Raw genomic sequence first — 22,585 nt, forward strand, 5'->3', positions numbered from 1 at the left:
GCAGCGTTGCTGGCTTTTTTTTCCCCTGCGAGCGGGGGAAGTTGCCGCGAAGCGGCCGAAGGGGGCAACCAGAAAAATCATCGCGGGGCGGCGGTTCTTTCGATGAGTGCGGCGAGGGTTTCGTCGGTGGTGCGGCCTTCGATCTCGGCAGCGGGCGAGAGGATGACGCGGTGGCGCAATGTGGGCGGCGCGAGGAGTTTCACATCGTCCGGGATGACGAAATCACGGCCATCAAGTGCGGCGCGGGCACGCGCTGCGGCAGCGATGGCGGCAGCAGCGCGAGGGCTGGCGCCGGTTTCCAGGGCGGGGGTTTCGCGCGTGCCGCGAACGATGTCGACGATGTAGGCGACAATATCGTCCTGCAGCTTGACCTGTGAGACCATCGCATTCGCGTCGGCCAGCGCATCAGCGGTGACGGCCGATTGCACGCCAAAGGCGGCGGGTGTCTTCATGCCGGTGCGGCTGCCATGACCCGCCACGATGGCGAGTTCCTCGTCGCGGCCGGGATAGTCGAGCACATGCTTGAACAGGAAGCGGTCGAGTTGGGCTTCAGGCAGGGGATAGGTGCCCTGCTGCTCGATCGGGTTCTGCGTCGCAATGACCATGAAATGATCATTCAGCCGGTGCGGCGTGCCGTCGATGGTGACCTTGCGCTCCTGCATGGCTTCGAGCAGGGCGGCCTGCGTCTTCGGCGGTGTGCGGTTGATCTCGTCGGCGAGCAGGATGTCAGTGAAGATCGGCCCTTTGGTGAGCGAGAACTCATTGGTCTGGAAGTTGAAGAGGTTCGTGCCGATCACGTCGCCGGGCATCAGGTCCGGCGTGAACTGGATGCGTCCGAAATCAAGATCAATTGCAGCTGCAAAGCATTGTGTCAGAAGGGTTTTTGCGGTGCCAGGCGGGCCTTCGAGCAGGATGTGGCCGGAGGAGAAGAGCGCGGTCAGCATCAGGTCCACGGTTTCGGCCTGGCCGATCACGGCTTTTGAGACCTCGCTCCTGATCCTGTCGGCCAGAGCCTGAATGTCAGTCATTGCCATGGGTCATCTCCTTTCGCCAGCGCCAGAGCGCGCGGGCCTTGTGTCTCAGGTCTTCGCGGGAGGCAGCCGGCGTCGACAGTGCACCACCGGTCCTGCTCCAGCTGTCTTCCATGTCCTGCTGCTGCGCCATGCGGTCGAGCAGGTTCGAAACGTCTTCTTCGCTCAGCGTCTTTGGCAGGCCGAGTTCCCGGATCAGGGCGCGGCGGGTCAGCGAGAGGTAGCCGGGGGCCATGCGCGGCTCTCGGCGCGCCATGGTGATAAGGCCAGCGGAATTGTCGGCGAGGGCCTGCTTGCCGGGGGCAAAGGCGGGGGCTTCTCGTTCGGGCGCGCCGAAGCGGATGGAGGCGGCCCAGCCGATCAGGCCCATAGTGGCAAGCGCGATCAGCGTGGCGCCAAGGAAAGGAATGTCGAGCAGCGTCTTCAGCAGGCTGCGCGAGCGTTCGAAGCCGTGCATGGTCGCGTCAAAGACGATGGGCTGGCCCCGTCCGCGGCCGATATGGTCGATGATGGCCAGGCCGGTCGCGGCATTCTCAATGCGGGCGAGACCGAAATTGTTGAGCAGGTCCGGGTCCGAGAGAAGATAGATGTCCTCACCCGGCAGCTGCGAAAGGAGCTGTCCGCCCGGAATGCCGATGATTTCCTCAAGCTGGTCGGATTTCACGACCTGCATCTCGTGGTCAAAATTCGGGGCCACCTTGCCGAAAGGAGTCGTGAGCTTGCCAGGGTTCCTGAGACGCACCAGCCTTGCATCCTCTTCGACAAGGCCGAGCATTCCGTCGACCGTGTCCTTGTTGGCCAGCCGCGTGTCGAGTTCGAAAGCTTGCCGGGCCGGGTTGACCAGGTAGCGCCACTTCGGGAGCACGATCAGCGCCGGCGGGGCGATGTCGGCCACGTCAAATTCGCGGCCGTAGAGCGGCATGGTGATGATCAGGAGGCGGCCATTGCTGCGCTCCATATTCTCACGCAGCCGCGACACGCTGACGGCGCGGCCATCCGCCTCCAGCATATCGATCAGGCCAGCATAGCCACTGGCAGAGCGCGAATAGGGCGTTGCGCCGGGCCGGTCGCGGCTGGCGAGTTCGGGTGACCAGGCCATGAGAGCGAGGACCGCCGCGAAGGAGACGAGCCCGATCGCCAGCAGGATGAAAACGACGCGGCCGGTAAACGGGTTGGCGGTCTGGGGCAGGCGCTCGCTCATGCCGTGACCTCGCCGAATGCGAAGTCTTCATAGGACTGGCGGGCCTGTTTCCAGCCCGACTCGTCAACCGGCCGACCGCCGAAAAAGCTGGTTTCAACGATGCGAATGATAGGCGCGAGGGCGCGTCGGGCGGCCTGCGAGAGGTCTGACAGGGACTGGATTTCCCGGGCGGTCAAGGATGCTGGAACCCCGCCGGATCGTTTCTTCTGCAGGTCGTCGATCGAGCGGAAGAGGAGGAGATGGACGGCCTCGGCAAACCGTCCCTGGCGGGCCAGTGCGTCGGCTTCATCGAGGAGGGCCACGGCCTGCGTCTGCGAAGGGCGCTGGTCTGCGATCTCTGAAATGTCCGGCCCGCTCGCCGTCTTCCTGCGGGTCCAGCGAAGCCCGACTACATCGCCGAACATGTACCACAGGGCATAGAGCACGGCACCAGCAATCACAGCGATCATCAGGTATTTGAGGAGCGGCCCGACAGTGCGGAACAGCCAGCCGAAAAAGTCGGAAATTGCGTCCAGAAACGCGTTGCGCTCGCGCGGTTCGAAAGTCTCGATTTCCGGTTCCCATTCAGGGCGCTCTGTCTGCAGGCGGTCATTGGCGGTGTGCGCCTCGACCAGCTGTTCGATGCGCGATCGGTCTATTGTCTGTTGGTCATTCTCAGACTGGGAGTGCGCAGGTGGAGACGCCAAGGCAGCAAACGCGAGAAGCCAGGCGATCAGTATCGTCCGGACAGCAATCGTCACGCAGCAACCTCCTCTTCCTGAATGGCACGCTGGCCACCCAAGCCTCTGATCATGACTATTTCAGAGCAGCAACGCGGCGTCCATAAGGCTCTTGCGAAGACTTGATGGCGTCGGCATATGAGCCGCTCGCCGCAGACGAGGATACGGATGACACGGGCTGAGCAATATCGCGAGCTGAAAGCAGAGATTGAAAGCGTTGTGGCAGCCGAGACCTATGCGCCGGCACGCTATGCGTCTGCTGCCTGCCTGCTGGCCGAAGCTTTCCGCCCGCGTTTCTTCTGGACGGGCTTTTATGTGGTCGACCCCCGGAAAGCCGATGAACTGGTGGTTGGGCCCTATCAGGGAACGCTTGGCTGCCTGCGTATTCCGTTTGGCAAAGGCGTGTGCGGTGCCTGCGCGGCGCAAGGCAAGACGATCATCGTTCCGGACGTGCATTCGTTTCCAGGCCATATCGCCTGTGACAGCCGCTCAAATTCGGAGATTGTCGTTCCGGTGTTTGATACGGACGGGACACTCGCCGCCGTTCTCGATGTCGACTCGACCGAGTTCGACGCTTTCGACGAGGTGGACCGGGACGGCCTGGAAGCGATCTGCAAAGTCCTGCTGACAGCCTAGCAGGCAACGCATTTTCATCGTCATCCCGGAAACGTCGCATGCGTCATCCGGGACCCAGTGCAGCGGGCGCAACGCTTGAGGCCCCTGGGTCCCGGATATTTGCTGACGCAAATTCCGGGATGACGGGGTCTGCTAGTTCAGAATATCGGCATTCGGACCGATCAGGTCCGAAAGAGTACCCTGATCCTTTGCGTCGAGCTCCGCCCATGTTGCTTTCAGCGCGTTCAGGCAGCGAAGCTGGTATTTGAAGACGCCTTGCGAATAGGGCTGGCCTTCCAGCGTTACCGTGAAAGTCTCTGCGCCGGCTGCAAGCGCATCGGCATTGGCTTTCAGGAAAGGCAGATAGGTCTCGCCTGCAATGGCGAGCAGGCTTTTGACCGGATGGGAGAGCCCGTCCGTCCAGTCGCCCTCGACGCCTGAGGCATCATCGGCAAGGTCCAGCCAGCGATAGAAATAGGGCGTATCGCGCCGCATCTGCGCCATTGGAGTCGGGTCGTAGCTCATCACCTTGGCCTGGCCGTAAAAGGCGAGGTCGGCGAGCGATGGCCGATCGCCGAACAGGAAGTTTGTCGGGCCGAGTGCCATGGCCTCCAGATGACCGGTGACGCGGGCGAAGGATGCTTCAATGATCGGAGCGGTCTGGGGCGTGCAGCCCACCAGTGCCATGCGGGAAATCTGGCGCTCCCGAATGGTTGCGGCCGCTTTCTCGACGGTTTCGCGCCCGGCCTTGGGCAGGCTGTCATACATCAGCCAGTTGGCGCACCATTCCGCGTCCTCGGCATAGGCCCAGCGATAATGGAACATCGCCTTCATTGTCCACTCATCGGCCATGTCTTCCAGCAGGAGACAGGCAAAGCGCTGGACAGCGCCTTCCGGCAGAAGTGACCGGCCTTTATCTTCAAGGCCGAGAAGAAAGGGCGTCGAATCATTCACCCAGTCACCCTCCGGTGTTCGAATGACCGGAATGACGGGCGCTTTCACGTTTGAAAGGATATCCTCCCGGATGTCCGCAGTCATGGGGACCCAGACATGGGGCAGGCGCTTGGCGCGCATGGCTGCTCGGACCTTCATGGAATAGGGCGAGCCGAGTGACCCGTGAACTTTGAATACGTCTTTCATCTTGTGCCCCGTCATCAGTTCGACACCGGCTGAGGCTTGGTCGCACACGGCGTTCCATACATGCCGCCCTGGTTGATGCAGAAGAATTTCGCGCTGCCGATGGGGCTTGGCTGGTCGTGCCTGTTGTCGCCGACATAGGCCACGACCTCGACGTCGGGATAGCCCTGCACGGCAAGCATCGCCGGCACGAGCGCGAACCGGGCGGACTTGTCGGACTCCTTTACCGGGCTGGCACGCGTCAGCAGGACACGAAAATCCTCGCTGCGTTCGAGGCCGACATCTGCAAGGTTCTCTTCTGTCCAGAGCTGCTCAGTGTCGAGACGGTTGGTGACGAGGGCAACATGGCCGCCAAGCGCGTTGACCTTTTCAATGAAGGCCTTTGCGCCGGGAACGAGCGGGGCGGATTTTTCAGCCGTCCAGGCGTGCCAGCTCTCGGACGAATAGGTCTCGCCAATCGCTTCGCGCTGGATCTGATACTGGACGTTGTTCAGCACGGTCTCGTCGACATCAAGGATGACCGCCCAGCTGTGTTCAGCGCGGGAGGCAGAAATGGTTTCGATATAGTCGCCAGCGAGTGCATACATCGCTTCGGCTTCAGCGGCCCATTCCGGGCTGTTGGCGACCCAGTCGACAGCCGGGCTGAGATCGGTGGTGGTGCCGGTCGCGGGGGCGGTCTGGCAGGCAGCCAGGGCGACGGCGGTGAACAGGCCTGCGACAGCCCGGGTAAAGCGTTTCATGGAATCAGGTCCCTCTCAGATCGGCTTGGCGGCGTCAGGTGCCTCCTTGTTCCAGCCAATCTGCTCCATGAAGCTCATGACTTCCAGAGTGAACCAGTGAACCGTGTCGAGGAAATTGTCGCGGGTGACGCCGTGAACGAGGTTCACCGAGAACTCGACGAAGGGGTCGCCATCCTCGTCGAGATAGGCCTTGGAGAGCTTGTCGCGATTCCAGTCGCCATAGATGGCGGGCGGCTGTGCCGTATCGAAATCAAAGCCCGAGGCGAGCGTAATGACTTCGCAGGCGGTGAAGTCGGGGGCGCATGCCTGGAAGTAAAGCCAGAAATTGACCGCGCCGACCGACGACTTGATCTGCACGGCGCCTGATTCCTGCTTTGACAGGATGACCTCATAGCCTTCTTCGGCGAGGAGGGACGCGACCACCATCGGGTCGGATGCGTCGATGAGGGAGGCGTCTTCGACCTCCACAGGTGCCGGTGCGAGGTCTGCTGAATCGTCGGCAATCGCGACACAGGCTGCCGGCAGGAATGCTGCGAGGATTGCGCTGGCCAGCAGTCGATTGAGTGTCATCTACGCGTGTCCCCGGTGGCCGACAAGGAATGCTGGCAAAGCGTTTCAATACCCGCAAATTACAAACTGCTCAGCTATCAGGACGGGTTTCGATCAGGTCCTGATGCTTGAGGCCGGCTTCGCGGTGGCGGTGATAGTCGCGATAGCGCTCATCGCGCATCATGCGAAGCATGTGCTGGCGTGACGGATAGCGAACGACGAGAACGCGGTCCCAGTCCTCGTCGCCACCGATCAGAAAGCTGTGAACATTGCCCGTATAGAGGATCTTCAGGCCGATATCCGGATCGGAGGACAGGGTTTCGAGGCCGGCGCAGTAGCGATCATAGGCGGCTTCGCCCGAAATGCCGTCGTGTCGTTCCGGATCGTCGGCCTTGTATTGAGCGCGCTCGTGGAATTTGAGCAGGTTCACCATGACGATCGGGCCGTCATGGGTGTCCTTGGCAAAGCTGCGCATCTGGTCGGTGGTGGGTTGCAGGGCAGGCATGAAGGCTCCTTGTGGTTTGCTTCATCTTCGCCGGACACTACTGTCTAGACAACCTCATCCCATTTTCGGCTTAGCCGGTTGGCAGCATTGATGATGCCGACCATGGAATAGGTCTGCGGGAAGTTGCCCCACAGTTCTCCATTTGATGTGTCGATGTCTTCAGACAGCAGGCCGAGCCGCGTCCTGTGCGCCAGCACGTCCTCGAACATGGCGCGCGCCTCGTCGACCCGCCCGATCCGGGCCAGCGCATCGATATGCCAGAAGGTGCAGGCGGTGAAGGCTGTCTTGGGCAGGCCGAAATCGTCTTCCACCCTGTAGCGGAAGACATGATAGCCGTCTCGCAGTTCCTCATCGATGCGTTCGACAGTCTTGACGAAGCGCTCATCGCCCGCGTCGATAAACCCGATTTCGGCCATGAGCAGAACGGACGCATCGAGCGCGTCTTCGCCGAAGGCACCCGTGAAGGCCTGGCGTTTCTCATTCCACGCCTTTTCCAGCACCCCCTCGCGGATGGCATCGGCCTTGCCGTTCCAGTAGTCGGCGCGGTCATTCATATCGAGGAAGGTGGCGATGCGGGCGAGACGGTCGCAGGCAGCCCAGCACATGATCGCCGACGATGTATGAACGTGCGCCTTGCCGCGAAACTCCCAGATGCCGGCATCGGGCGTATTCCAGACAGCATAGGCGCGTTCGCCCACGCCTTCGAAGTGGGCAAATTCAAGCGGGCCGGCCTTGGCGTAGAGCCGATCGTCAAAGAAGGCCTGGCTCGCCCCAAGGATCACGTGGCCATACACATCATGCTGGATGTGTTCGGCGGCCTGATTGCCGAAGCGGACAGGGCCGTGATCGCGATAACCGGGAAGGGCATGCGCGATTTCTTCGGTCAGGTCATGTTCGAGGGAAATGCCATAGACGGGCTGGATATGCCCGCCATTCGTATGCGCGACAGTATTCCTGAGATAGGCGAGATAGTGTTCCAGCGTGCCGACCGCTGACAGGCGATTCAACGCGGTGACGGTGAAATAGGCATCGCGCAGCCAGCAGAAGCGATAGTCCCAGTTGCGCTCTGAGCCTTCATGCTCGGGAATGCTGGTGGTGAGCGCGGCGACAATACCGCCGGTTTCTTCATAGACGCATAGTTTCAGTGTGATGGCGGCGCGGATAACGGCGTCCTGCCAGTCCGGCGGGGTATCGAGACGGCGGGTCCAGGACATCCAGTGGTCGGCGGTGCGCTCCAGCCATTCCAGTGCGATGACGCCGACCCGGTCCGACAGGCTTTCGTCAGGCCCCAGCAGGAAGCTCAGCTCCCGGTCGAGGACGAAGTCGCGGCCATCCATGACATAGGAAACCGGCGCGTCAGTTGTGACGCGGAAACCGGCATGTTCGTCGAGGAAGCTTATATGGCTGACACCCCGGCGGGTCACCATATTGTACTCGCCGCGCTGGCTCTGCGCGAACAGTTCGACCCGTATTTTCGGCATGCCCTTGAGCGGTGTGATCCGGCGGACCATGGAGGAGGGCCTGAACATCCGGCCCTTGTCCATGAATCGGGGGCAGAAGTCGGTAATGCGGATGGCAGACCCGTCTTCAGCCTCGAGCACGGTTTCAATGATCGCTGTATTGCGTTGATACGTCTGGGTGCTTTTGACGTGGCCCTGCAGGCTGACTGCAAACTGGCCCCGCCCGCCCAGCAATTTGTTGAAGACCGGCTCGCCATCAAAACGCGGCAGGCAGAGCCAGGTACAGATGCCATTCTCGTCAATCAGGCCGGCGACTGTGCCATTGCCAATGATGCCAAGTTCAAGATTGCTCATCCCTGCCCCTGTTCGCTGAGCCAGCTGGTCACGCTGTCGGGCGTTTCCAGCCGGTGGTGTGCCTCGGTCGGACCTTCGCCGACCTTGATTGAAGTCCCGCCGAGCCGGTTGGCCACGACAAAGGCGTCTTCATCAGTGGTGTCGTCGCCGATCATGATCGGGCTGCGCCCTGCAAAGGGCGGCTGGCCCATCAGGCTTTCGAGCGCACGCCCCTTGTTTGCGGAGACGGGTTTGACTTCGATCACCATCTTGCCAGCTTGAACCTTGTAGTCCGGCTGGTCAGCGACCGTGTCCGACAGGCGCGCGAGCAAGGTGTCGCCGAGCTCCGGCGCCCTGCGAAAGTGAACCGCAAAGACCGGGCCCTTGTGCTCGATCCGCACGCCTTCAAGACCGCGCACACTCATCTCGACAGCATTACTGAGCGAGCGGGGCGGGGAGGCTGCGACCGTTGCCGGGGCCTCGCCGGGTTTGCAGATCTCCAGGCCATGACCACCAGCGCGCCAGTGTGAGAGGGGCACGCGGGACGACAGATCGCGAATATCGCGTCCACTGATGATGCAGATCGCTTCCGCAACAAATAGCTGCAGCCGGTTGATGGCAGCAAGGGTCTCGCCCGGCATTGCGACGGTATCGGGATCGTCCTGGATCGGTGCCAGCGTTCCATCAAAATCGAGGAAAAGCGCCGAGCGTTTCGTCAGGCGCGGCAGATCAGCCATGAGGTTGCTCATCCAGCCTCCACGCCCAGATCGCGAAGGAATTTCTCCCGCCACCAGGAAATATCCTGATCGACAACGGTCTGGCGAAGCTTTTCCCAGCGTTCCTGGCGTTCTTCGAGCGGCATGGTCAGCGCCTTGTAGAGCACTTCGGCGACGCGATAGGTATCGTGCGGATTGACGATGAGCGTGTCGGACAGCTGTTCGGCGGCACCGGCAAATTCCGACAGTATAAGGACGCCGGGATCGTCAGGGTCCTGCGCCATCACAAATTCCTTGGCAACGAGGTTCATGCCGTCGCGGAGCGGCGTGACCAGGCAGGCGCGGGCGATGCGGTAGAGGCCAGCGAGCTCGCGCCGGTCATAGGAGCGGGCAAGATAACGGATCGGAATCCAGTCAAGGTCGCCATAATCACCATTGATGCGGCCTGCGAGACCGTCAAGCTGTGTTCTGAGGTCGCGATACTCCTCGACCTTTGATCGCGAAGGCGGGGCAATCTGGGTGAACGACACCTTGCCGCGTGTCTGCGGGAAGTGGTCGAACAGCTTGCCGACGGCTTCGAAGCGTTGTGGCAGGCCCTTGGAATAGTCCATTCGGTCGACGCCGAGGACGAGATTCCGCCCGCCGAGGAATCTGCCGATCCGGGAGGCCGCCGTATTGGCGACTTCGCTCATCGCCGCCTTTGCGAAGGAGTCGGCTTCAATGCCAATGGGATAGGCGTTCGCGCGGATGCGCCGGCCAAACACGCTGATCCAGCCATCGCCTTCGTCCGTCGCGTCGCAATTCTCGACAAGGTAGCGCACGAAATTGCTGCGGTCGGTCTTCGACTGGAAGCCGAGCACGCTGAACTGGCTCATGGCGCGGGCAATCGTGTCGTGTTCCGGCAGTGTGCGGAAGACTTCCGGCGATGGAAACGGAATGTGCAGAAAAAAGCCGATCGGGCCTTTCCAGCCGCTCTGGCGCAGATAGTCGCCCATAAGCAGGAAGTGATAATCGTGAACCCAGACGCTGTCGCCGTCCTTGAGGCGCGGGGCGACGAGGCTTGAAATCCGGGCATTGACGGCGGCATAGGCCGAGAAGTCCGGATTGGCGAAATGTGCGAGGTCTACCCGGTAGTGGAAGATCGGCCAGATGACGCGGTTTGCATACTGCAGGTAATAGCCGTCATGTTCCTGCTCGGTGAGGTCGGTGACGACAAATTCGACGCCTTCATCAGTGAACACTTCCGGCTCTGCGGGGACTTCGTCGGAAATATTACCTGACCAGCCGACCCACATCCCGCCGGTGGATTTAAGCGATTCCCAGACAGCAACGGCAAGGCCGCCTGCGCGCGCGCTCGCATCAGCTGCGGTCCGGTTCGAGATCGCAATGAGTCTGCCCATGCAGGCTCCTTTTCACCTTCGACTGTCTCTATGTGCCGCGTGCCTGCCTGCTCGCAACCCCAGCGGCCAAATTAGCGCGGCAATTCAGCCCGCTGGTCTAAAAGTGCTCAATCGCCAGAAGGTTTCAGATGGCGGTCCAGAAATGACATGCGCGTCTTCATCAGATGGGTCTGCAGGGCCGCTCCGCGTATGCCATGGCGCTGGCCAGGATAGGTCATGAGGTCAAACATCTGCCCGGCTTCCTGCATCGCCGCCATAAGGCGGGTCGTATGGCCGAAGGGGACGTTGTCGTCAGCCATGCCATGCATCAGGAGGAGGGTGGTCAGCATTCGCATGCCGCAAACCTAGCGCGTCCAGAAGCGATGTCAGCCTGCAAATATGGCCGATGCATCGTTGGAACCAGCCGGCGCGTGCCCTGGAGCTTTGCGCGTGGAAACCGCCAGGGACATCGGCCAGACATGCTTTCACAAGGCGAACGTGAATGAAGGTTGCCAAGCTGCCGCAAGCTGCCCTCTGGTAGAACCGGCACAGTGAGGCCTATGGCATGCAGGCTTTGTAAGTTGTGCCAAATGGGCCAAGGCAGGTCCGCTGTTTGTCGGCCGCCTGATCAATGCACCACTGATAAGCTGTAATCGGTGCAGGGTTCGGATCCTGCGTCGTAGGAGAAGGTTGAGGCACCCAAGGCTGAACGCCGCTTAACGCAAACTCATTGTGACAAGCCGTCACCGTGTTTTCGTAATTGGTCTGACAGGTTTGGAAACAATCTCGTATCGGATCGAACTCATAAATACCATAAGCATCCATCGAGAATTCATACTGCTGAATGCCAAGGTCCAGCGCGTCTTGCGCATCCTGTATGTCGAAGGTCTTATCGGGCGAGCAACCTACATCCCAACAGCTTCCAGCCTGTGAATTAGCGTTGAATGCCATGAGGCCTACTGATATTGGGTATATCAACCACAGTCTCATTTTTTCTTCCGGATTCGATTATTTTTTCATCCAATAGTTGTGCAAAATAACGAGGTCAAGTTGATGTGAGGTAGCTTGCTCGCCGTTACAGTGAACGAATATCTGACAATGCCGCATCACTCACCTTGATCTTATGGGGTCGGCTCGCCTACATCGCACCCATTCCGATAATCTCCCAGACATCAGCGAGCAATCAGCCCATGGCCGGTCAACAATACGTCTTCAACATGCAGGGTCTCACCAAGACGTATCCGGGTGGGAAAAAGGTGTTCGAGAACATCCACCTGTCCTTCCTGCCGGATGCCAAGATCGGTGTGGTCGGCGTCAATGGCGCGGGTAAATCGACCCTGCTGCGCATCATGGCCGGTCAGGACAAGGAATTTAACGGTGAGGCGAATGCCGCGCCCGGCGTGAAGGTCGGCTACCTGCCGCAGGAACCGAAGCTCGACCCGTCCATGACCGTGTTCGAGAATATTGCCAGCCAGTGCCCGGAAAAGCAGCTGGTCGACAAGTTCAACGAGATTTCGATGAAGCTCGGCGAGGAATACACTGACGAGCTGATGGAAGAGATGACGGCGCTGCAGGAGCAGGTCGACAGCGCGGATGCGTGGGACATCGACTCCAAGATCGAGATGGCAATGATCGCGCTTGGCTGTCCTGAAGGCGATGCGAGCGTGGAGAACCTCTCGGGCGGTGAGATCCGCCGCGTCGCGATCTGCCAGCTGCTGCTGTCCAAGCCTGACATGATCCTGATGGACGAACCGACCAACCACCTCGACGCCGAGACGGTCGCCTGGCTTCAGAACTACCTGATCAACTTTCCGGGCTGCGTCATCCTCGTGACCCACGACCGTTACTTCCTCGACGAGATCACCGACTGGATCCTCGAGCTCGATCGTGGCCGGGGCATCCCTTACAAGGGCAATTATTCCGACTGGGTCGAGCAGAAGGCCAAGCGGATGGAGCAGGAAGCTCGCGAGGATGCCGGCAAGAAGCGCACGCTGGCCAAGGAACTCGAATGGGTTCGCGCTGGCGCCAAGGCGCGCCAGTCCAAGTCCAAGGCGCGTATCCAGGCTTATGAGCAGCGCGCGGCAGAGGCTGAACGCGAGAAGGTCTCAACGGCGCAGATCCGCATCCCGCCGGGCCCGCGTCTGGGCAACGTCGTCATTGAGGCGGAGAATCTGCGCAAGGCGTTCGGCAACAATCTGCTCATCGAGGACCTTACCTTCAAATTGCCGCCGGGCGGCATTGTTGGCGTCATCGGTCCGAACGGTGCGGGTAAGTCGACCCTGTTCAAGATGATCCTCGACCTGGAAGAGCCGGACGCAGGCTCGATCCGCGTCGGCGATACGGTGAAGCTCGGCTATGTCGACCAGAGCCGCGACAAGCTCGACGACAAGAAGAATGTCTGGGAAGAGATTTCAGATGGCCTCGATGTCATCGACCTTGGCGGTGTGGAAGTCAGCTCCCGGGCCTATACCGGCGCCTTCAATTTCAAGGGCTCGGACCAGCAGAAGAAGGTCGGACTGCTGTCGGGTGGTGAGCGCAACCGTGTCCACCTCGCCAAGATGTTGCGCCAGGGTGCGAACTGCCTTCTCCTCGACGAACCGACCAACGATCTGGACGTGGAAACCCTGCAGGCCCTCGAAGAAGGCCTCGACGGTTTCCCGGGCTGCGCCGTGGTCATCTCGCACGATCGCTGGTTCCTCGACCGGATGGCGACGCACATCCTCGCCTTTGAGGGTGACAGCCACGTCGAGTGGTTCGAGGGGGATTTCTCGTCTTACCTTGAAGACAAGAAGCGCCGCCTCGGCCCGGATGCCGTCGAGCCGAAGAAGCTGAAGTTCAAGAAGTTTGCACGCAGCTAGGGCGGGCGAACGCTTGTCCCGGTCGGCTGCGTTCAGGGCCGGCCATGATCGGCGGGTTTCGGAGCCTCGGGCGGTCTGGCGGCGGTTCGCTGCATGTCCGGCGCGGGTTTGTCCCTTGTCAGCAGTGGCAGGTAGACCCATCGCGTTGCCTCGCCCTGGCGTGACACGCGCGCCCAGTCGCCTTTCTGCTCATAGATGTGAACGACGTCGCCGCGCCGGAAGGTGGATGCGATCTTGTGCGCTTCACCGGGGCCGGTTCGCACGTTCAGTGTTGCGGGACTGACATAATAGGTGAGGTTGGCGCCGGCGATCACCGGCTTCGGTGAAGGTGCATGGCTCTGCGCGATGGCATAGGTCGCGGTGCTGGACATCACCAGCCCGGCCAGACCGACAAAAAGTGCGTTTCGGGTTCTCATTCTTCTGGACATCATTTTCGGGTCTCCTTTGCTGCCGTTCTGATGATGAGAGTGAAACGCGGGGGAACAGAAATTCCGTTCGTGGATTGCTGATTGTTAAGGACAGACCACAGCGATGCTGGCGAGCTGCTTCTATGTGCGCTGCCTGAAGCGTTCGCGACAGTAAGGACGCAAACCCATCCATGCCCATGAAAAGCAGATACATTCTGAGCTTGTCGGTACTCGTCGTCCTGCTGGCGGCGTTGACCTATGCAGTGCAGGTGCAGCTTATCCCGGCCGCAATTGACGGCGAGCTCAGCGAACTGGTGCTCGCGACGCGTCACCCGGCCGATGACTGGGTCGTCGTGCTCGTCACCCTGCTTGGCGACGGGATCGCCTTGACGCTTATCGGGGCAGCGGTCACGGTTGCGCTCGCCTTCCGGTCAGCCTGGTGGCCGGCGGTGACGACGGGGCTCGTCTTCATCACCACTCCATTCGTCGTGAAAGCCATCAAGCTTCTGGTCGGTCGCGAGCGCCCAAATGCCGACCTTTACAGCGGGGTGGAGAGCTTCAGCTTTCCGTCCGGTCACATGACCAATTCGATGGTGATCTACGGCACGCTGGCCATGCTGGCGGCCTATGCCCTTGAGGGCTGGTGGCGGCGGGCTGCGCTTGCTGGTTTCGTCACTCTCATCGTCTCCATCGGAGCGTCACGCGTCTATCTGGGCGCACACTGGCCGAGTGATGTGATTGCCGCCATGCTGCTCGCCACCATCATGCTTTGCGTGGTGCACTCGAGCTTGGCGCGGCAAGCTGGTGATCTTTCCTTGCGCCGGGCGTTTGTCCTGGTTTTCCTGTTCACGCTGGCTGTGTGGGCGGTGTATGGCTTTCTGACGCTGGAAGTGGCTCTGGATATCTACAAGATCGATGTCGATCCGGAAGGTACCATCGATATTGAGCCGCCAGAACAGTGAGAGCGGTGCCAACATAACGCTAGGCTGACAAGCATATTAACGCCGCGCCTATCGCGATTTCCGTTAGCTGACACCAAGCCTGTCATGCACTATTTCTGGGTCATGAGTGCCCGCATGACGTTCTGGTTCGAGTTCGCTTCCACATATTCTTACCTCACGGTCATGCGGATTGAGGCGCTTGCCCGTGAACGATGCGTCGAGGTCGAATGGAAACCCTTCCTGCTGGGCCCGATCTTTGCCGCGCAGGGCTGGACAACGTCACCTTTTAATCTCTATCCGGCCAAGGGCGCGTATATGTGGCGCGATATTGAACGGCGGGCGGCGGGCTACGGCATCCCGTTCAGGCCATGGAGCGGCAAGGACGGCCGGAAATTCCCGCAGAACGGATTGCTGGCAGCACGCACCGCGACGGCAGCCTTGCGCGAGCGGTGGGGCAAGGAATTTGTGCGCCGGGTCTACAGCGCACAATTCGCAAACGGGCTCGATATCTCCAATCCGAAGGTGATCGGCGACTGTATCAAGGCAGCTGGCGGCAACGAACAGATGTTTCTGCACCTGGGGCACTCGAACACGCACAAGCAAGTGCTGCGTGAGAATACCGATGCTGCAATTGCGACCGGCGTGTTCGGCGCGCCGAGCTTCACGATCGGACCCGAACTGTTCTGGGGCGATGACCGGCTGGAAGACGCGCTAAACTGGGCGCTCAGCCGCCCCGCCTGAAAGGCGAACTAACGACAATCCGTTTTTCGCCTTCTTGGGCGGGCTCGCCAGCGAGCTCGGGGCGGGTGCCCTGCGGGCGAAAGGTGTCGTCATCGTCGAGCGCCATGCTGGTGCCCGGGCGTGTAGAGGCGACCTCGTCGGACGGCACGATCTGGAAGCCGAGGAAACCGAGAAGGAAGTAAAAACCGACGCCCGTCAGTACGGCCGTGATCAGCGTGCGAATGATGAAGCGCATAATGGCGCCCTTGATCGTCCAGGCCAGCATGGCCGCGCCGCCGCCCCCTGCGAGGCCCGCGCCAGAGGCGACCGCTGCAAGATCGAAAACTTCGTTGAACCAGTCCATCACGCACTCCTTTGCCTGTCCGGCGTTCGGTTGTCTGAGGGCGAAACTATAGGATGGTTAAGGGCTGCGAGGCCAGCCGGATTCGTGGCTAGTCATTATTGATGATGAAGCGCACACCGCCGATGCTGACAGTGTCGCCAAAGCTACGGAGGCCCATCCTGTCGGCGCGTTCAAGCGCCTTGATTGCATTGTGCAGCGTCATGCAGAACCCCTCAAGCAGCGTCCGCTCGCCTTCCTGGAAGACAAGTGTCTGCTGATCATTGACGGTGATGCGGGTCACGTCCGGATGTCTGGTTGCCGGGATGCCGAGCGCAGCGGCCCAGCGCGAAGCGAGCTTGTTCGGGTCCGGCGCTTCGAGGATGGCACCAGAGATGTCGCCTTTGATCCCTTCATCTTTCCAGTCGGGTCCGCCCCAGCGCCAGCTGCCCCAGGGGCGCGTTTCGTCAATAGAGACGATCGCGGCACCGACATCGGCCGGGTGAATATGGCTGGCGGAGATATCGTCGAGGTCGATATTCCAGACGCGGCGAATACCGGCACCGTCCAGGCGCTTGCGGGCCGCGTCGATATCGTCGGTTTCGAAGATCGCCATATAGCCGCCCGCGCCACCATTTTTCTTCAGGAAGCGCTGGACAGGTGCGTGGTCGGTTACAGGCCAGATGACTTCGATGAACTGGTCACCAATGGAGAAGACAGAGTTTTCAAGCCCGAATTCGGCGACGCCCTTGTCATGGTATGGCGTGCCCAGCTCAAAGACCTTCTGGAGGTCTTCGGCAACCTCCGGTCCGGGCGCGGCAATAACGAGTTGGCGAAGGCGGAGTTTTGTCATGTGGCAGGGTCTAGCACGAAAAACCCTCCGCTGGGCAATCATGGTTCAGGTGACATTCCCGGTTTTGGCCGGGTCTGTTATAATTTGCGGGCAATTGGAGGGAGGAGAGAGCAGATGAATACGGTCTGGATGCGCCCATTTCTGGCGGCTACGGCCATAGTGGTCACGGCCTGTAGCGGCCCGTCGGGCAGTGAAGGGACGGACGCGTCGAACCCTTCGCCGCGGGCGGAACTCATCGGGCAGGGGGAGACGATTGCCCGAAATCTTTGCTCAGGCTGCCACGCGGTCGGCACCGAAGGCGACAGTCCGCACAGAGAGGCGATCCCGTTCCGGCAGCTTTCCTGGAAGTATCCTGTCGAGGCGCTGGCTGAGCCGCTGTCCGAAGGCATCATGGTCGGCCATCCCGACATGCCGGAATGGCAGTTCGAGCCGAAGGATACAGATGCGCTGCTGGCTTACATTGAGAGCATTCAGGAACCGCAGGAGACGTGAGGCGGGCTGCGTCGCCTCCCCTGATATACAGGGGAGGGCGCGGCGAAGGGCCTATTTCTTGCGCTGGTCGAAGACGTTGTGAACGCCTGTCTTGAGAGACGGGTTCGAGGCGTTCGTCTTCGGCTTTTCTTTTTTCGGTTTGCGGATTTCGCGGTTCGATTTCTGTTGTTTCGGCATGGGGTCTCGGTCACTTCTCTTGCATCGCAGCCAGCGATGCGGATTGCCCCTGTAGGCCGGCGCGCGGCATGCGCGCTCAGGCAGGGACAGCGCCGGAATGGCTTTGCGGATTTTAGTGTGACGTGAGCCGCAAAAGGCGTGGGTGAGATATCGTGCGCGGCGAGGGGGAATGCAATGGGATTAATGCGCTAGAAGCCCAGCGGTAGGCTGATCAGGAAGGCAACAATGGCAACAACGAGGATAAGGACCGACAATACAAGTATTCTCGCGGTCCACTTTAGCCAGAGGCTCGATTGACGGCGTTTTTCCCTTTGTCCCAAGTACGTATTTGCAGTCTCTATGTTGCTAACCAACTCGCTGGTGCCGAGCACATATTTTATTCTCTCATCGTGAATAATGCCCGCTTCGTAGGTGGCCCACATGGCTTGAAAGTACGAAGTTACAAACATCAACAATGCAGCAACTATAACTGCCCATCCGGCTATTTCAGCAACGAATCCGTCGATGTCGAGATCTACTGAAAGTGCAATGTTTACGACAACTGCTGACACCCCAGCACCCAGAAACGCAAAATTTCGAAGCAATGCCGCGTCTCGCTCATGGCCTTCAGAGACCAGTTGCAGCGCTAGCGATGGTCGATCTTCTAAGGCCATTTATAACCTCGCTAGTGCGCCTCCGCCCACGTCTTCGCGGCCTTCGCTTCAACATCCAGCGGGACGCTGAGCTGTAGCGCGGGTAGCGGCGCTTTCTGCATGACGCTCTGGACCAGTTTGATCGTGTCTTCGGCCTGGGATTCCGGCACTTCGAAGATCAGTTCGTCATGCACCTGGAGGAGCATCTTCGCGTCGAGTTTCTTCTTCGCCAAAGCCTCCGGCATGGCGATCATGGCGCGTTTGATGATGTCGGCGGCGGAGCCCTGGATCGGGGCGTTGATGGCCTGGCGTTCGGCGAAGGCGCGCTGGGCACCGTTCTTTGAGCCCATTTCCTTGAGGTGCAGCTTGCGCCCGAAGGCGGTCTTTACGAAGAGGTTCTCCTTCGCGAAGGCCTTGGTCTCGTCCATATATTTCCGGATGCCGGGGAATTTCTCGAAATAGGCCTTGATATAGTCTGACGCCTCGCCGCGCTCGATGCCGAGCTGGTTAGCAAGGCCGAAGGCGGAGATGCCATAGATGATGCCGAAATTGATCGCCTTCGCCTTGCGCCGGACCATCGGGTCCATGCCCTCGATCGGCGTGTCAAACATTTCCGACGCGGTCATGGCGTGGATGTCGAGCCCGTCCTTGAAGGCGTTCTTCAGCGCGTCGATGTCGGCGATATGGGCGAGGAGGCGAAGCTCAATCTGGCTATAGTCCGCGCTGATCAGGACATTGCCTTCTTCAGCGATGAAGGCTTCGCGGATCTTGCGGCCTTCCTCGGTGCGGATCGGGATATTCTGCAAGTTCGGGTCGGTCGAGGAGAGCCGGCCCGTCTGCGCGCCCGCCATGGAGTAGGACGTGTGGACCCGCTTCGTCTCCGGGTTGATCGCGTCCTGCAATGCTTCGGTATAGGTCGAGCGCAGCTTTGAGAGCGTGCGCCAGTCGAGGATGATCTGCGGCAGTTCATGGCCCTGCGCGGCGAGGTATTCGAGCTGGCTCGCATCGGTCGACCACTGGCCGGACTTGGTCTTCTTGCCGCCGGGCAGATCCATCTCGCCGAACAGGATTTCGCCGAGCTGCTTCGGGCTGCCCATATTGAATTCCTGACCGGCCGCCTTGTAGGCCGCGTCTTCGAGCCCCGCCATGCGCTGCTGGAAATCAGATGAGAGGCGCGAGAGGAAATCGCGGTCGACCTTGATACCGTGGCGCTCCATGTCGGCGAGGACAGGGATCAGCGGGCGGTCCAGCGTCTCATAGACGGTGGTGACGCGCTCCTTGTGAAGGCGCGGCTTGAACATCTGCCACAGGCGGAGCGTCACATCGGCGTCCTCGGCGGCATATTCGGTCGCCTTGTCGAGCGGAACGCGATCGAAGGTGATCTGCTTCTGGCCGGTGCCGGCGACCTCCTTGAAAGGGATCGGCGTGTGGTGGAAATAGCGCTCGGACAGCTCATCCATGCCGTGCCCATGCATGCCGGCGTGGAGGGCGAAGGAGAGCAGCATCGTATCGTCAATGGGGGCAAGCGTGATGCCGTTGCGGGCGAAGACCGTATAGTCGTACTTGATGTTCTGGCCGACCTTGAGGATGGCCTTGTCTTCCAGAAGGGGTTTCAGCGCCTTCAGGGCTTCGGCCTTGTTGATCTGGCGCGGCGGGTCGGCATCGAACATGTCGCCGCCGCCTGTATGGTCCGGATCGATGTGGCCGAGCGGGATGTAGCAGGCTTCATTCGGTGCGACGGCGATGGAGATTCCGACGAGATTGCAAAGCTGGCAGTCGAGGCTGTCTGTCTCGGTATCGACAGCGATGACACCGGCATCATAGGCGCGGGCGATCCAGTCTTCCAGCGTCTTGAAATCGCGCACGCAAACATAGTTTTCCTTGTCGAAGCCAACCTCGCCCTGGGTCGGCTCCTCAAGGACGCCTTCGGCCTCGAACGTCTCGCGGACGCGGCGCGTGATCGTGCGAAACTCCATCTTCTCGAGGAATTCGATCAGCGTCACCGGGTCCGGGTCGCAGACAGCGAGGTCTTCGAGCGGGGTTTCGACGGGCACGTTGTCATCAAGCTTGACCAGCTGTTTCGAGATGCGGACCTGATCGGCAAAATCGATCAGGGTCTGGCGGCGCTTGGGCTGTTTGATCTCTTCGGCGTGCGCGAGCAGTTCCTCGACCGTGCCGTACTCTCCAAGCAGTGTAGCGGCGGTCTTCACGCCAATGCCGGGGGCCCCGGGGACGTTATCGGTGCTGTCGCCGGCGAGGGCCTGCACATCGACAACCTTTTCAGGCCCGACGCCAAACTTCTCATAGACCGCCTCGATGCCGAGATGCTTGCTCTTCATCGTGTCGAGCATGGTGATCTTGTCGGTGACAAGCTGCATCAGATCCTTGTCGGAGGAGACAATGGTGACGCGCGCGCCCTTGGCTTCGGCCTGGCGGGCATAGGTCGCGATCAGATCATCGGCCTCGAAGCCTTCCATTTCGAGGGCATGGCAGGCAAAGGCGATGGAAGCTTCGCGCACCAGCGGGAATTGAGGCCGAAGGTCTTCCGGCGGCTCGTCGCGATTGGCCTTGTAGTCGGGGTAGAGGTCGTTGCGGAAGGTGTAGCTGCCCTTGTCGAAGACGCAGGCGAAGTGGGTCGGGCGCTCGTCACCTTTCAGCTCTTCGAGCAGCTTCCAGAGCATGTTGCAGAAGCCAGCCACCGCGCCGACAGGCAGGCCGTCAGACGCCCGGCTGAGCGGCGGCAGGGCGTGAAAGGCGCGGAAGATATAGGCGCTCGCATCGATCAGGTAGAGATGGCTGTCTTCATTGATGGGCGCTGACGGCATTTGCGATTCCTTCCTGCAGGTGGTTGGTTTAACGGCCCAAAAGGTGCAGGGGTAGTGGCAATTCAGACTCGACATGCAGTCGGTGAGGTGCAGTTTTTGTATCATGTCACGCCATCCGCGTGTTAATAGCCTCACACACTACACCTAAGATTGCGGGCAAAGACGCGTCGCACACTCGGTAAAAGGACGCGATTGTACGAATGAAAGCCCAACCACATCCATCCCAGAAGCTAAGACTGGCAACGCTGAGGCAGTACGAAATTCTCGATACGCCTCGCGAAAAAGACTTTGACGAGATCGTCCAGCTGGCGTCGGAGATTTGCGAAACACCGATTTCGGTGATCAACCTGATCGACGAACACCGTCAATGGTTCAAGGCTGAAACTGGCCTTGGCACGCGTGAGACACCGCTGGCGACTTCCATCTGTTCTCACGTCATCCTTGAATCCGACTATGTCGAAATTCCCGACACGCTAAGTGATCCGCGCACAGCGGATAATGAGCTATGCCAGGCGCAGGACGGTTTGAGATTTTATGCGGGGTACCTGCTCAAGCCGGAAAATGGGCTGCCGCTCGGGACATTGTGCGTCCTCGATACGAAGCCGCGGCAGCTAACCGATTTCCAGAAGCGCTCACTGGCCGTCCTCGCGCGGCGTGTGATGCGGGAGCTGGACCTGAGGCGTGCGCTCAGGGATCAGGCTGTCCTGCGCAATGAGATGGACCACCGGGTGAAAAACTCACTTCAGACGGTCGCTTCCTTTGTGCGCGTCTATCATGGCCAACTGAAAAAAGGCGAGATGGAAGCGTCGACTGTGCTTGATGCCGTTGCGCGCCGAATTGAGGCCATGTCCGCTCTGCACGCGGCGCTACACCGATCCAGTGATGGCCGACAGGTCGAACTGGGCGGTTATATTGAAGAGCTTGTGGATTATCTGAGGGACAGCGTGCCTGAAAGGGTGACCATTGATGTCGAGATCGTGCCGGTTTCCATCCTGTCCAGCACTGCAGGTTCAATCGGAATGATCATCAGCGAATTTGTAGCCAATTCGGTAAAGCACGGTTTTCCGGATGGCCGGAAGGGGCTGGTCGAAGTCTCAGTGACGACAGATGCAGACGGCGTCCATATTCACTGCAGGGACAATGGTATCGGCGCGAAGAGTGGTGAACCCGGCCCGGCGGCAGAATGCGAGCGACCCTCACGCGGATCAGGCCTCGGCACCAGGCTCGTTGCTTCGGCGGCCTCCCAGATCGGTGCAACTTTGAAGCGCTCATCAGACGAGAATGGCTACAAGCTGCAGCTGACCGTTCCGACAGAGCTGGACGACACGAAATCGGTCGCTCGACAGCTGGCCGACTGAAGACTGAGTAGAAATATGTCCTAGAAATCGCTCGCGCGGGAGCGGGCCTGCGGTGGGACGCTGGTCTGCTTGATCATCTCGTCAATGCGTTCGCGCTCACGATTTCGTTCGGCCCTGGGTGCCTTGAGTGAGGCGAGTTTCAGCTCGCTGTCATTCTCGCGATAGTCACTGGCGAGGTCGAGGATCACATTGCGAAACTCGGCAAAGCTCACGCGACGGTCCAGATTGGGGTCGAAGCGAACGGGGTTGGCAAGGGAATCGTCTCTTGTCGGCAGGCTTGCGGCCCAGTCCTGCTGTTCGAGTGCCGTGAGTTCACCGTCTCCATTGGCATCGGAGGCTTCGAAGGCGAGCTTGATACCGGCTTCGAGTTCAGCCGACGAAATCCGGCCATTCTCGTCGAAATCGAAGGAGGCGAGCAGGCCGCCGCCGGGCTTCAGCCTGTCGGCTTTCAGCTTGGAGCGGGCCTCGTCTTTCACCTCGCCGGAGCCGGGCAGGCGAACGACGGAGTCGTCCTCGGCCTGCGCATTACCCTGCAGCGCCGACATCGGTGCGGCGAGGATGACCAAGGCTGCAAGTGAACGGATCATGTAACCTCCA

The 22,585-nt window shown here is 60.3% G+C and carries 25 protein-coding genes; 6 read left to right on the forward strand and 19 right to left on the reverse strand.

From position 1 onward, the window contains the following. Window positions 1–77: 77 nt before the first annotated feature. Genes B8746_RS01315 through B8746_RS01325 form a run of 3 tightly spaced genes read right to left on the reverse strand, consistent with a single transcriptional unit; the run spans window position 78 to window position 2,972 of the window. Window positions 78–1,034 carry an AAA family ATPase gene (locus B8746_RS01315; protein WP_084391434.1) on the reverse strand — a complete coding sequence of 319 codons (957 nt, stop codon included), beginning with the start codon at window positions 1,032–1,034 and terminating at the stop codon, window positions 78–80. Continuing rightward, window positions 1,021–2,232: a hypothetical protein gene (locus tag B8746_RS01320; RefSeq protein WP_084391435.1), complete on the reverse strand. Its 1,212-nt coding sequence runs from the start codon at window positions 2,230–2,232 to the stop codon at window positions 1,021–1,023. The genes B8746_RS01315 and B8746_RS01320 overlap by 14 nt, the downstream gene beginning before the upstream one ends. Beyond that, window positions 2,229–2,972, reverse strand: coding sequence for a DUF4129 domain-containing protein (locus B8746_RS01325; protein ID WP_084391436.1), 744 nt, complete (start codon window positions 2,970–2,972; stop codon window positions 2,229–2,231). The genes B8746_RS01320 and B8746_RS01325 overlap by 4 nt, the downstream gene beginning before the upstream one ends. Before the next feature lie 147 nt (window positions 2,973–3,119). Here B8746_RS01325 and B8746_RS01330 point away from each other — a divergent pair, with 147 nt between their 5' ends. Then, a complete protein-coding gene (locus B8746_RS01330; RefSeq protein WP_084391437.1) occupies window positions 3,120–3,587 on the forward strand; it encodes a GAF domain-containing protein in 468 nt (155 codons plus the stop codon). 132 nt (window positions 3,588–3,719) lie between these two features. Here the strand turns inward: B8746_RS01330 and B8746_RS01335 are convergent, their stop codons facing one another. The 9 genes from B8746_RS01335 to B8746_RS01375 all read right to left on the reverse strand — a co-directional run bounded on the left by B8746_RS01335 (window position 3,720) and on the right by B8746_RS01375 (window position 11,336). After that, window positions 3,720–4,706, reverse strand: coding sequence for a glutathione S-transferase family protein (locus B8746_RS01335; protein WP_084391655.1), 987 nt, complete (start codon window positions 4,704–4,706; stop codon window positions 3,720–3,722). A 14-nt stretch (window positions 4,707–4,720) separates the two neighbouring features. Further along, window positions 4,721–5,443 (reverse strand): HAD family acid phosphatase, encoded by a 723-nt coding sequence (locus tag B8746_RS01340; protein WP_084391438.1) that lies wholly within the window; start codon window positions 5,441–5,443, stop codon window positions 4,721–4,723. Between the two features lie 15 nt (window positions 5,444–5,458). Then, window positions 5,459–6,013, reverse strand: a complete 555-nt coding sequence (locus tag B8746_RS01345) for a YbjN domain-containing protein (RefSeq protein ID WP_084391439.1) — start codon at window positions 6,011–6,013, stop codon at window positions 5,459–5,461. A 70-nt stretch (window positions 6,014–6,083) separates the two neighbouring features. Next, window positions 6,084–6,497, reverse strand: a complete 414-nt coding sequence (locus B8746_RS01350; RefSeq protein ID WP_084391440.1) for a DUF1330 domain-containing protein — start codon at window positions 6,495–6,497, stop codon at window positions 6,084–6,086. A 44-nt stretch (window positions 6,498–6,541) separates the two neighbouring features. Beyond that, the gene (locus tag B8746_RS01355; RefSeq protein ID WP_084391441.1) at window positions 6,542–8,311 is read right to left on the reverse strand and encodes a glycoside hydrolase family 15 protein; all 1,770 of its coding nucleotides are present in this window, start codon (window positions 8,309–8,311) and stop codon (window positions 6,542–6,544) included. After that, on the reverse strand, window positions 8,308–9,039 hold the full coding sequence (gene otsB / locus B8746_RS01360) for a trehalose-phosphatase (RefSeq protein ID WP_084391442.1): 732 nt from the start codon (window positions 9,037–9,039) through the stop codon (window positions 8,308–8,310). Before otsB ends, B8746_RS01355 begins: the two co-directional genes overlap by 4 nt. Next, entirely contained in the window at window positions 9,036–10,406 is a 1,371-nt protein-coding gene (locus tag B8746_RS01365) for an alpha,alpha-trehalose-phosphate synthase (UDP-forming) (RefSeq protein WP_084391443.1), read from the reverse strand. Before B8746_RS01365 ends, otsB begins: the two co-directional genes overlap by 4 nt. A gap of 107 nt (window positions 10,407–10,513) precedes the next feature. Next, complete coding sequence (locus B8746_RS01370) at window positions 10,514–10,735, reverse strand: prolyl oligopeptidase family serine peptidase (RefSeq protein ID WP_233123802.1); 222 nt, start codon at window positions 10,733–10,735, stop codon at window positions 10,514–10,516. A 208-nt stretch (window positions 10,736–10,943) separates the two neighbouring features. Next, entirely contained in the window at window positions 10,944–11,336 is a 393-nt protein-coding gene (locus tag B8746_RS01375; RefSeq protein ID WP_143434497.1) for a hypothetical protein, read from the reverse strand. Between the two features lie 239 nt (window positions 11,337–11,575). On the opposite strand from B8746_RS01375, the gene ettA reads away from it, so the two are divergent. Further along, window positions 11,576–13,243, forward strand: coding sequence for an energy-dependent translational throttle protein EttA (gene ettA, locus B8746_RS01380; RefSeq protein ID WP_084391445.1), 1,668 nt, complete (start codon window positions 11,576–11,578; stop codon window positions 13,241–13,243). Between the two features lie 32 nt (window positions 13,244–13,275). On the opposite strand, the gene B8746_RS01385 is transcribed toward ettA, so the two are convergent. Continuing rightward, entirely contained in the window at window positions 13,276–13,659 is a 384-nt protein-coding gene (locus B8746_RS01385; protein ID WP_158084499.1) for an SH3 domain-containing protein, read from the reverse strand. Between the two features lie 182 nt (window positions 13,660–13,841). Between B8746_RS01385 and B8746_RS01390 the strand changes: the two genes are divergently transcribed. Together B8746_RS01390 and B8746_RS01395 are read left to right on the forward strand one after the other, a co-directional pair. Beyond that, on the forward strand, window positions 13,842–14,612 hold the full coding sequence (locus B8746_RS01390) for a phosphatase PAP2 family protein (RefSeq protein WP_084391447.1): 771 nt from the start codon (window positions 13,842–13,844) through the stop codon (window positions 14,610–14,612). 114 nt (window positions 14,613–14,726) lie between these two features. Then, window positions 14,727–15,332, forward strand: a complete 606-nt coding sequence (locus B8746_RS01395) for a 2-hydroxychromene-2-carboxylate isomerase (protein ID WP_233123804.1) — start codon at window positions 14,727–14,729, stop codon at window positions 15,330–15,332. Here B8746_RS01395 and B8746_RS01400 read toward each other — a convergent pair. Both B8746_RS01400 and B8746_RS01405 read right to left on the reverse strand, forming a co-directional pair. After that, the gene (locus tag B8746_RS01400) at window positions 15,316–15,675 is read right to left on the reverse strand and encodes a hypothetical protein (protein ID WP_084391448.1); all 360 of its coding nucleotides are present in this window, start codon (window positions 15,673–15,675) and stop codon (window positions 15,316–15,318) included. The genes B8746_RS01395 and B8746_RS01400 overlap by 17 nt on opposite strands. 88 nt (window positions 15,676–15,763) lie before the next feature. Continuing rightward, window positions 15,764–16,504 carry a VOC family protein gene (locus B8746_RS01405; RefSeq protein ID WP_158084500.1) on the reverse strand — a complete coding sequence of 247 codons (741 nt, stop codon included), beginning with the start codon at window positions 16,502–16,504 and terminating at the stop codon, window positions 15,764–15,766. A 114-nt stretch (window positions 16,505–16,618) separates the two neighbouring features. Between B8746_RS01405 and B8746_RS01410 the strand changes: the two genes are divergently transcribed. Continuing rightward, window positions 16,619–16,996, forward strand: a complete 378-nt coding sequence (locus B8746_RS01410) for a c-type cytochrome (protein ID WP_198943689.1) — start codon at window positions 16,619–16,621, stop codon at window positions 16,994–16,996. A gap of 51 nt (window positions 16,997–17,047) precedes the next feature. Here B8746_RS01410 and B8746_RS17485 read toward each other — a convergent pair whose 3' ends face one another. The 3 genes from B8746_RS17485 to polA form a co-directional block, all read right to left on the reverse strand. Continuing rightward, window positions 17,048–17,173, reverse strand: a complete 126-nt coding sequence (locus B8746_RS17485) for a hypothetical protein (protein ID WP_267905915.1) — start codon at window positions 17,171–17,173, stop codon at window positions 17,048–17,050. A 188-nt stretch (window positions 17,174–17,361) separates the two neighbouring features. Continuing rightward, a complete protein-coding gene (locus tag B8746_RS01415) occupies window positions 17,362–17,826 on the reverse strand; it encodes a hypothetical protein (RefSeq protein ID WP_084391449.1) in 465 nt (154 codons plus the stop codon). Between the two features lie 11 nt (window positions 17,827–17,837). Next, window positions 17,838–20,630, reverse strand: a complete 2,793-nt coding sequence (gene polA / locus B8746_RS01420; RefSeq protein ID WP_084391450.1) for a DNA polymerase I — start codon at window positions 20,628–20,630, stop codon at window positions 17,838–17,840. A gap of 200 nt (window positions 20,631–20,830) precedes the next feature. Between polA and B8746_RS01425 the strand changes: the two genes are divergently transcribed. Continuing rightward, window positions 20,831–21,988 (forward strand): histidine kinase dimerization/phosphoacceptor domain -containing protein, encoded by a 1,158-nt coding sequence (locus B8746_RS01425; protein ID WP_084391451.1) that lies wholly within the window; start codon window positions 20,831–20,833, stop codon window positions 21,986–21,988. A gap of 20 nt (window positions 21,989–22,008) precedes the next feature. Here B8746_RS01425 and B8746_RS01430 read toward each other — a convergent pair whose 3' ends face one another. After that, window positions 22,009–22,575 carry an EF-hand domain-containing protein gene (locus tag B8746_RS01430; protein ID WP_084391452.1) on the reverse strand — a complete coding sequence of 189 codons (567 nt, stop codon included), beginning with the start codon at window positions 22,573–22,575 and terminating at the stop codon, window positions 22,009–22,011. Window positions 22,576–22,585 lie beyond the last annotated feature (10 nt).

The sequence above is a fragment of the Henriciella pelagia genome (genome assembly GCF_002088945.1).
Taxonomy (GTDB): Bacteria; Pseudomonadota; Alphaproteobacteria; order Caulobacterales; family Hyphomonadaceae; genus Henriciella; species Henriciella pelagia.

Excerpts from the sequence above, each read along its gene's own strand:
- B8746_RS01315 (WP_084391434.1), bottom strand. The coding sequence starts at position 1,034 with ATGGCAATGACTGACATTCAGGCTCTGGCCGACAGGATCAGGAGCGAG.
- B8746_RS01320 (WP_084391435.1), bottom strand. The coding sequence starts at position 2,232 with ATGAGCGAGCGCCTGCCCCAGACCGCCAACCCGTTTACCGGCCGCGTC.
- B8746_RS01330 (WP_084391437.1), top strand. The coding sequence starts at position 3,120 with ATGACACGGGCTGAGCAATATCGCGAGCTGAAAGCAGAGATTGAAAGC.
- B8746_RS01335 (WP_084391655.1), bottom strand. The coding sequence starts at position 4,706 with ATGAAAGACGTATTCAAAGTTCACGGGTCACTCGGCTCGCCCTATTCC.
- B8746_RS01340 (WP_084391438.1), bottom strand. The coding sequence starts at position 5,443 with ATGAAACGCTTTACCCGGGCTGTCGCAGGCCTGTTCACCGCCGTCGCC.
- B8746_RS01345 (WP_084391439.1), bottom strand. The coding sequence starts at position 6,013 with ATGACACTCAATCGACTGCTGGCCAGCGCAATCCTCGCAGCATTCCTG.
- B8746_RS01350 (WP_084391440.1), bottom strand. The coding sequence starts at position 6,497 with ATGCCTGCCCTGCAACCCACCACCGACCAGATGCGCAGCTTTGCCAAG.
- B8746_RS01355 (WP_084391441.1), bottom strand. The coding sequence starts at position 8,311 with ATGAGCAATCTTGAACTTGGCATCATTGGCAATGGCACAGTCGCCGGC.
- otsB (WP_084391442.1), bottom strand. The coding sequence starts at position 9,039 with ATGAGCAACCTCATGGCTGATCTGCCGCGCCTGACGAAACGCTCGGCG.
- B8746_RS01365 (WP_084391443.1), bottom strand. The coding sequence starts at position 10,406 with ATGGGCAGACTCATTGCGATCTCGAACCGGACCGCAGCTGATGCGAGC.
- B8746_RS01370 (WP_233123802.1), bottom strand. The coding sequence starts at position 10,735 with ATGCTGACCACCCTCCTCCTGATGCATGGCATGGCTGACGACAACGTC.
- B8746_RS01375 (WP_143434497.1), bottom strand. The coding sequence starts at position 11,336 with ATGGCATTCAACGCTAATTCACAGGCTGGAAGCTGTTGGGATGTAGGT.
- ettA (WP_084391445.1), top strand. The coding sequence starts at position 11,576 with ATGGCCGGTCAACAATACGTCTTCAACATGCAGGGTCTCACCAAGACG.
- B8746_RS01385 (WP_158084499.1), bottom strand. The coding sequence starts at position 13,659 with ATGAGAACCCGAAACGCACTTTTTGTCGGTCTGGCCGGGCTGGTGATG.
- B8746_RS01390 (WP_084391447.1), top strand. The coding sequence starts at position 13,842 with ATGCCCATGAAAAGCAGATACATTCTGAGCTTGTCGGTACTCGTCGTC.
- B8746_RS01395 (WP_233123804.1), top strand. The coding sequence starts at position 14,727 with ATGACGTTCTGGTTCGAGTTCGCTTCCACATATTCTTACCTCACGGTC.
- B8746_RS01400 (WP_084391448.1), bottom strand. The coding sequence starts at position 15,675 with ATGGACTGGTTCAACGAAGTTTTCGATCTTGCAGCGGTCGCCTCTGGC.
- B8746_RS01405 (WP_158084500.1), bottom strand. The coding sequence starts at position 16,504 with ATGACAAAACTCCGCCTTCGCCAACTCGTTATTGCCGCGCCCGGACCG.
- B8746_RS01410 (WP_198943689.1), top strand. The coding sequence starts at position 16,619 with ATGAATACGGTCTGGATGCGCCCATTTCTGGCGGCTACGGCCATAGTG.
- B8746_RS17485 (WP_267905915.1), bottom strand. The coding sequence starts at position 17,173 with ATGCCGAAACAACAGAAATCGAACCGCGAAATCCGCAAACCGAAAAAA.
- B8746_RS01415 (WP_084391449.1), bottom strand. The coding sequence starts at position 17,826 with ATGGCCTTAGAAGATCGACCATCGCTAGCGCTGCAACTGGTCTCTGAA.
- polA (WP_084391450.1), bottom strand. The coding sequence starts at position 20,630 with ATGCCGTCAGCGCCCATCAATGAAGACAGCCATCTCTACCTGATCGAT.
- B8746_RS01425 (WP_084391451.1), top strand. The coding sequence starts at position 20,831 with ATGAAAGCCCAACCACATCCATCCCAGAAGCTAAGACTGGCAACGCTG.
- B8746_RS01430 (WP_084391452.1), bottom strand. The coding sequence starts at position 22,575 with ATGATCCGTTCACTTGCAGCCTTGGTCATCCTCGCCGCACCGATGTCG.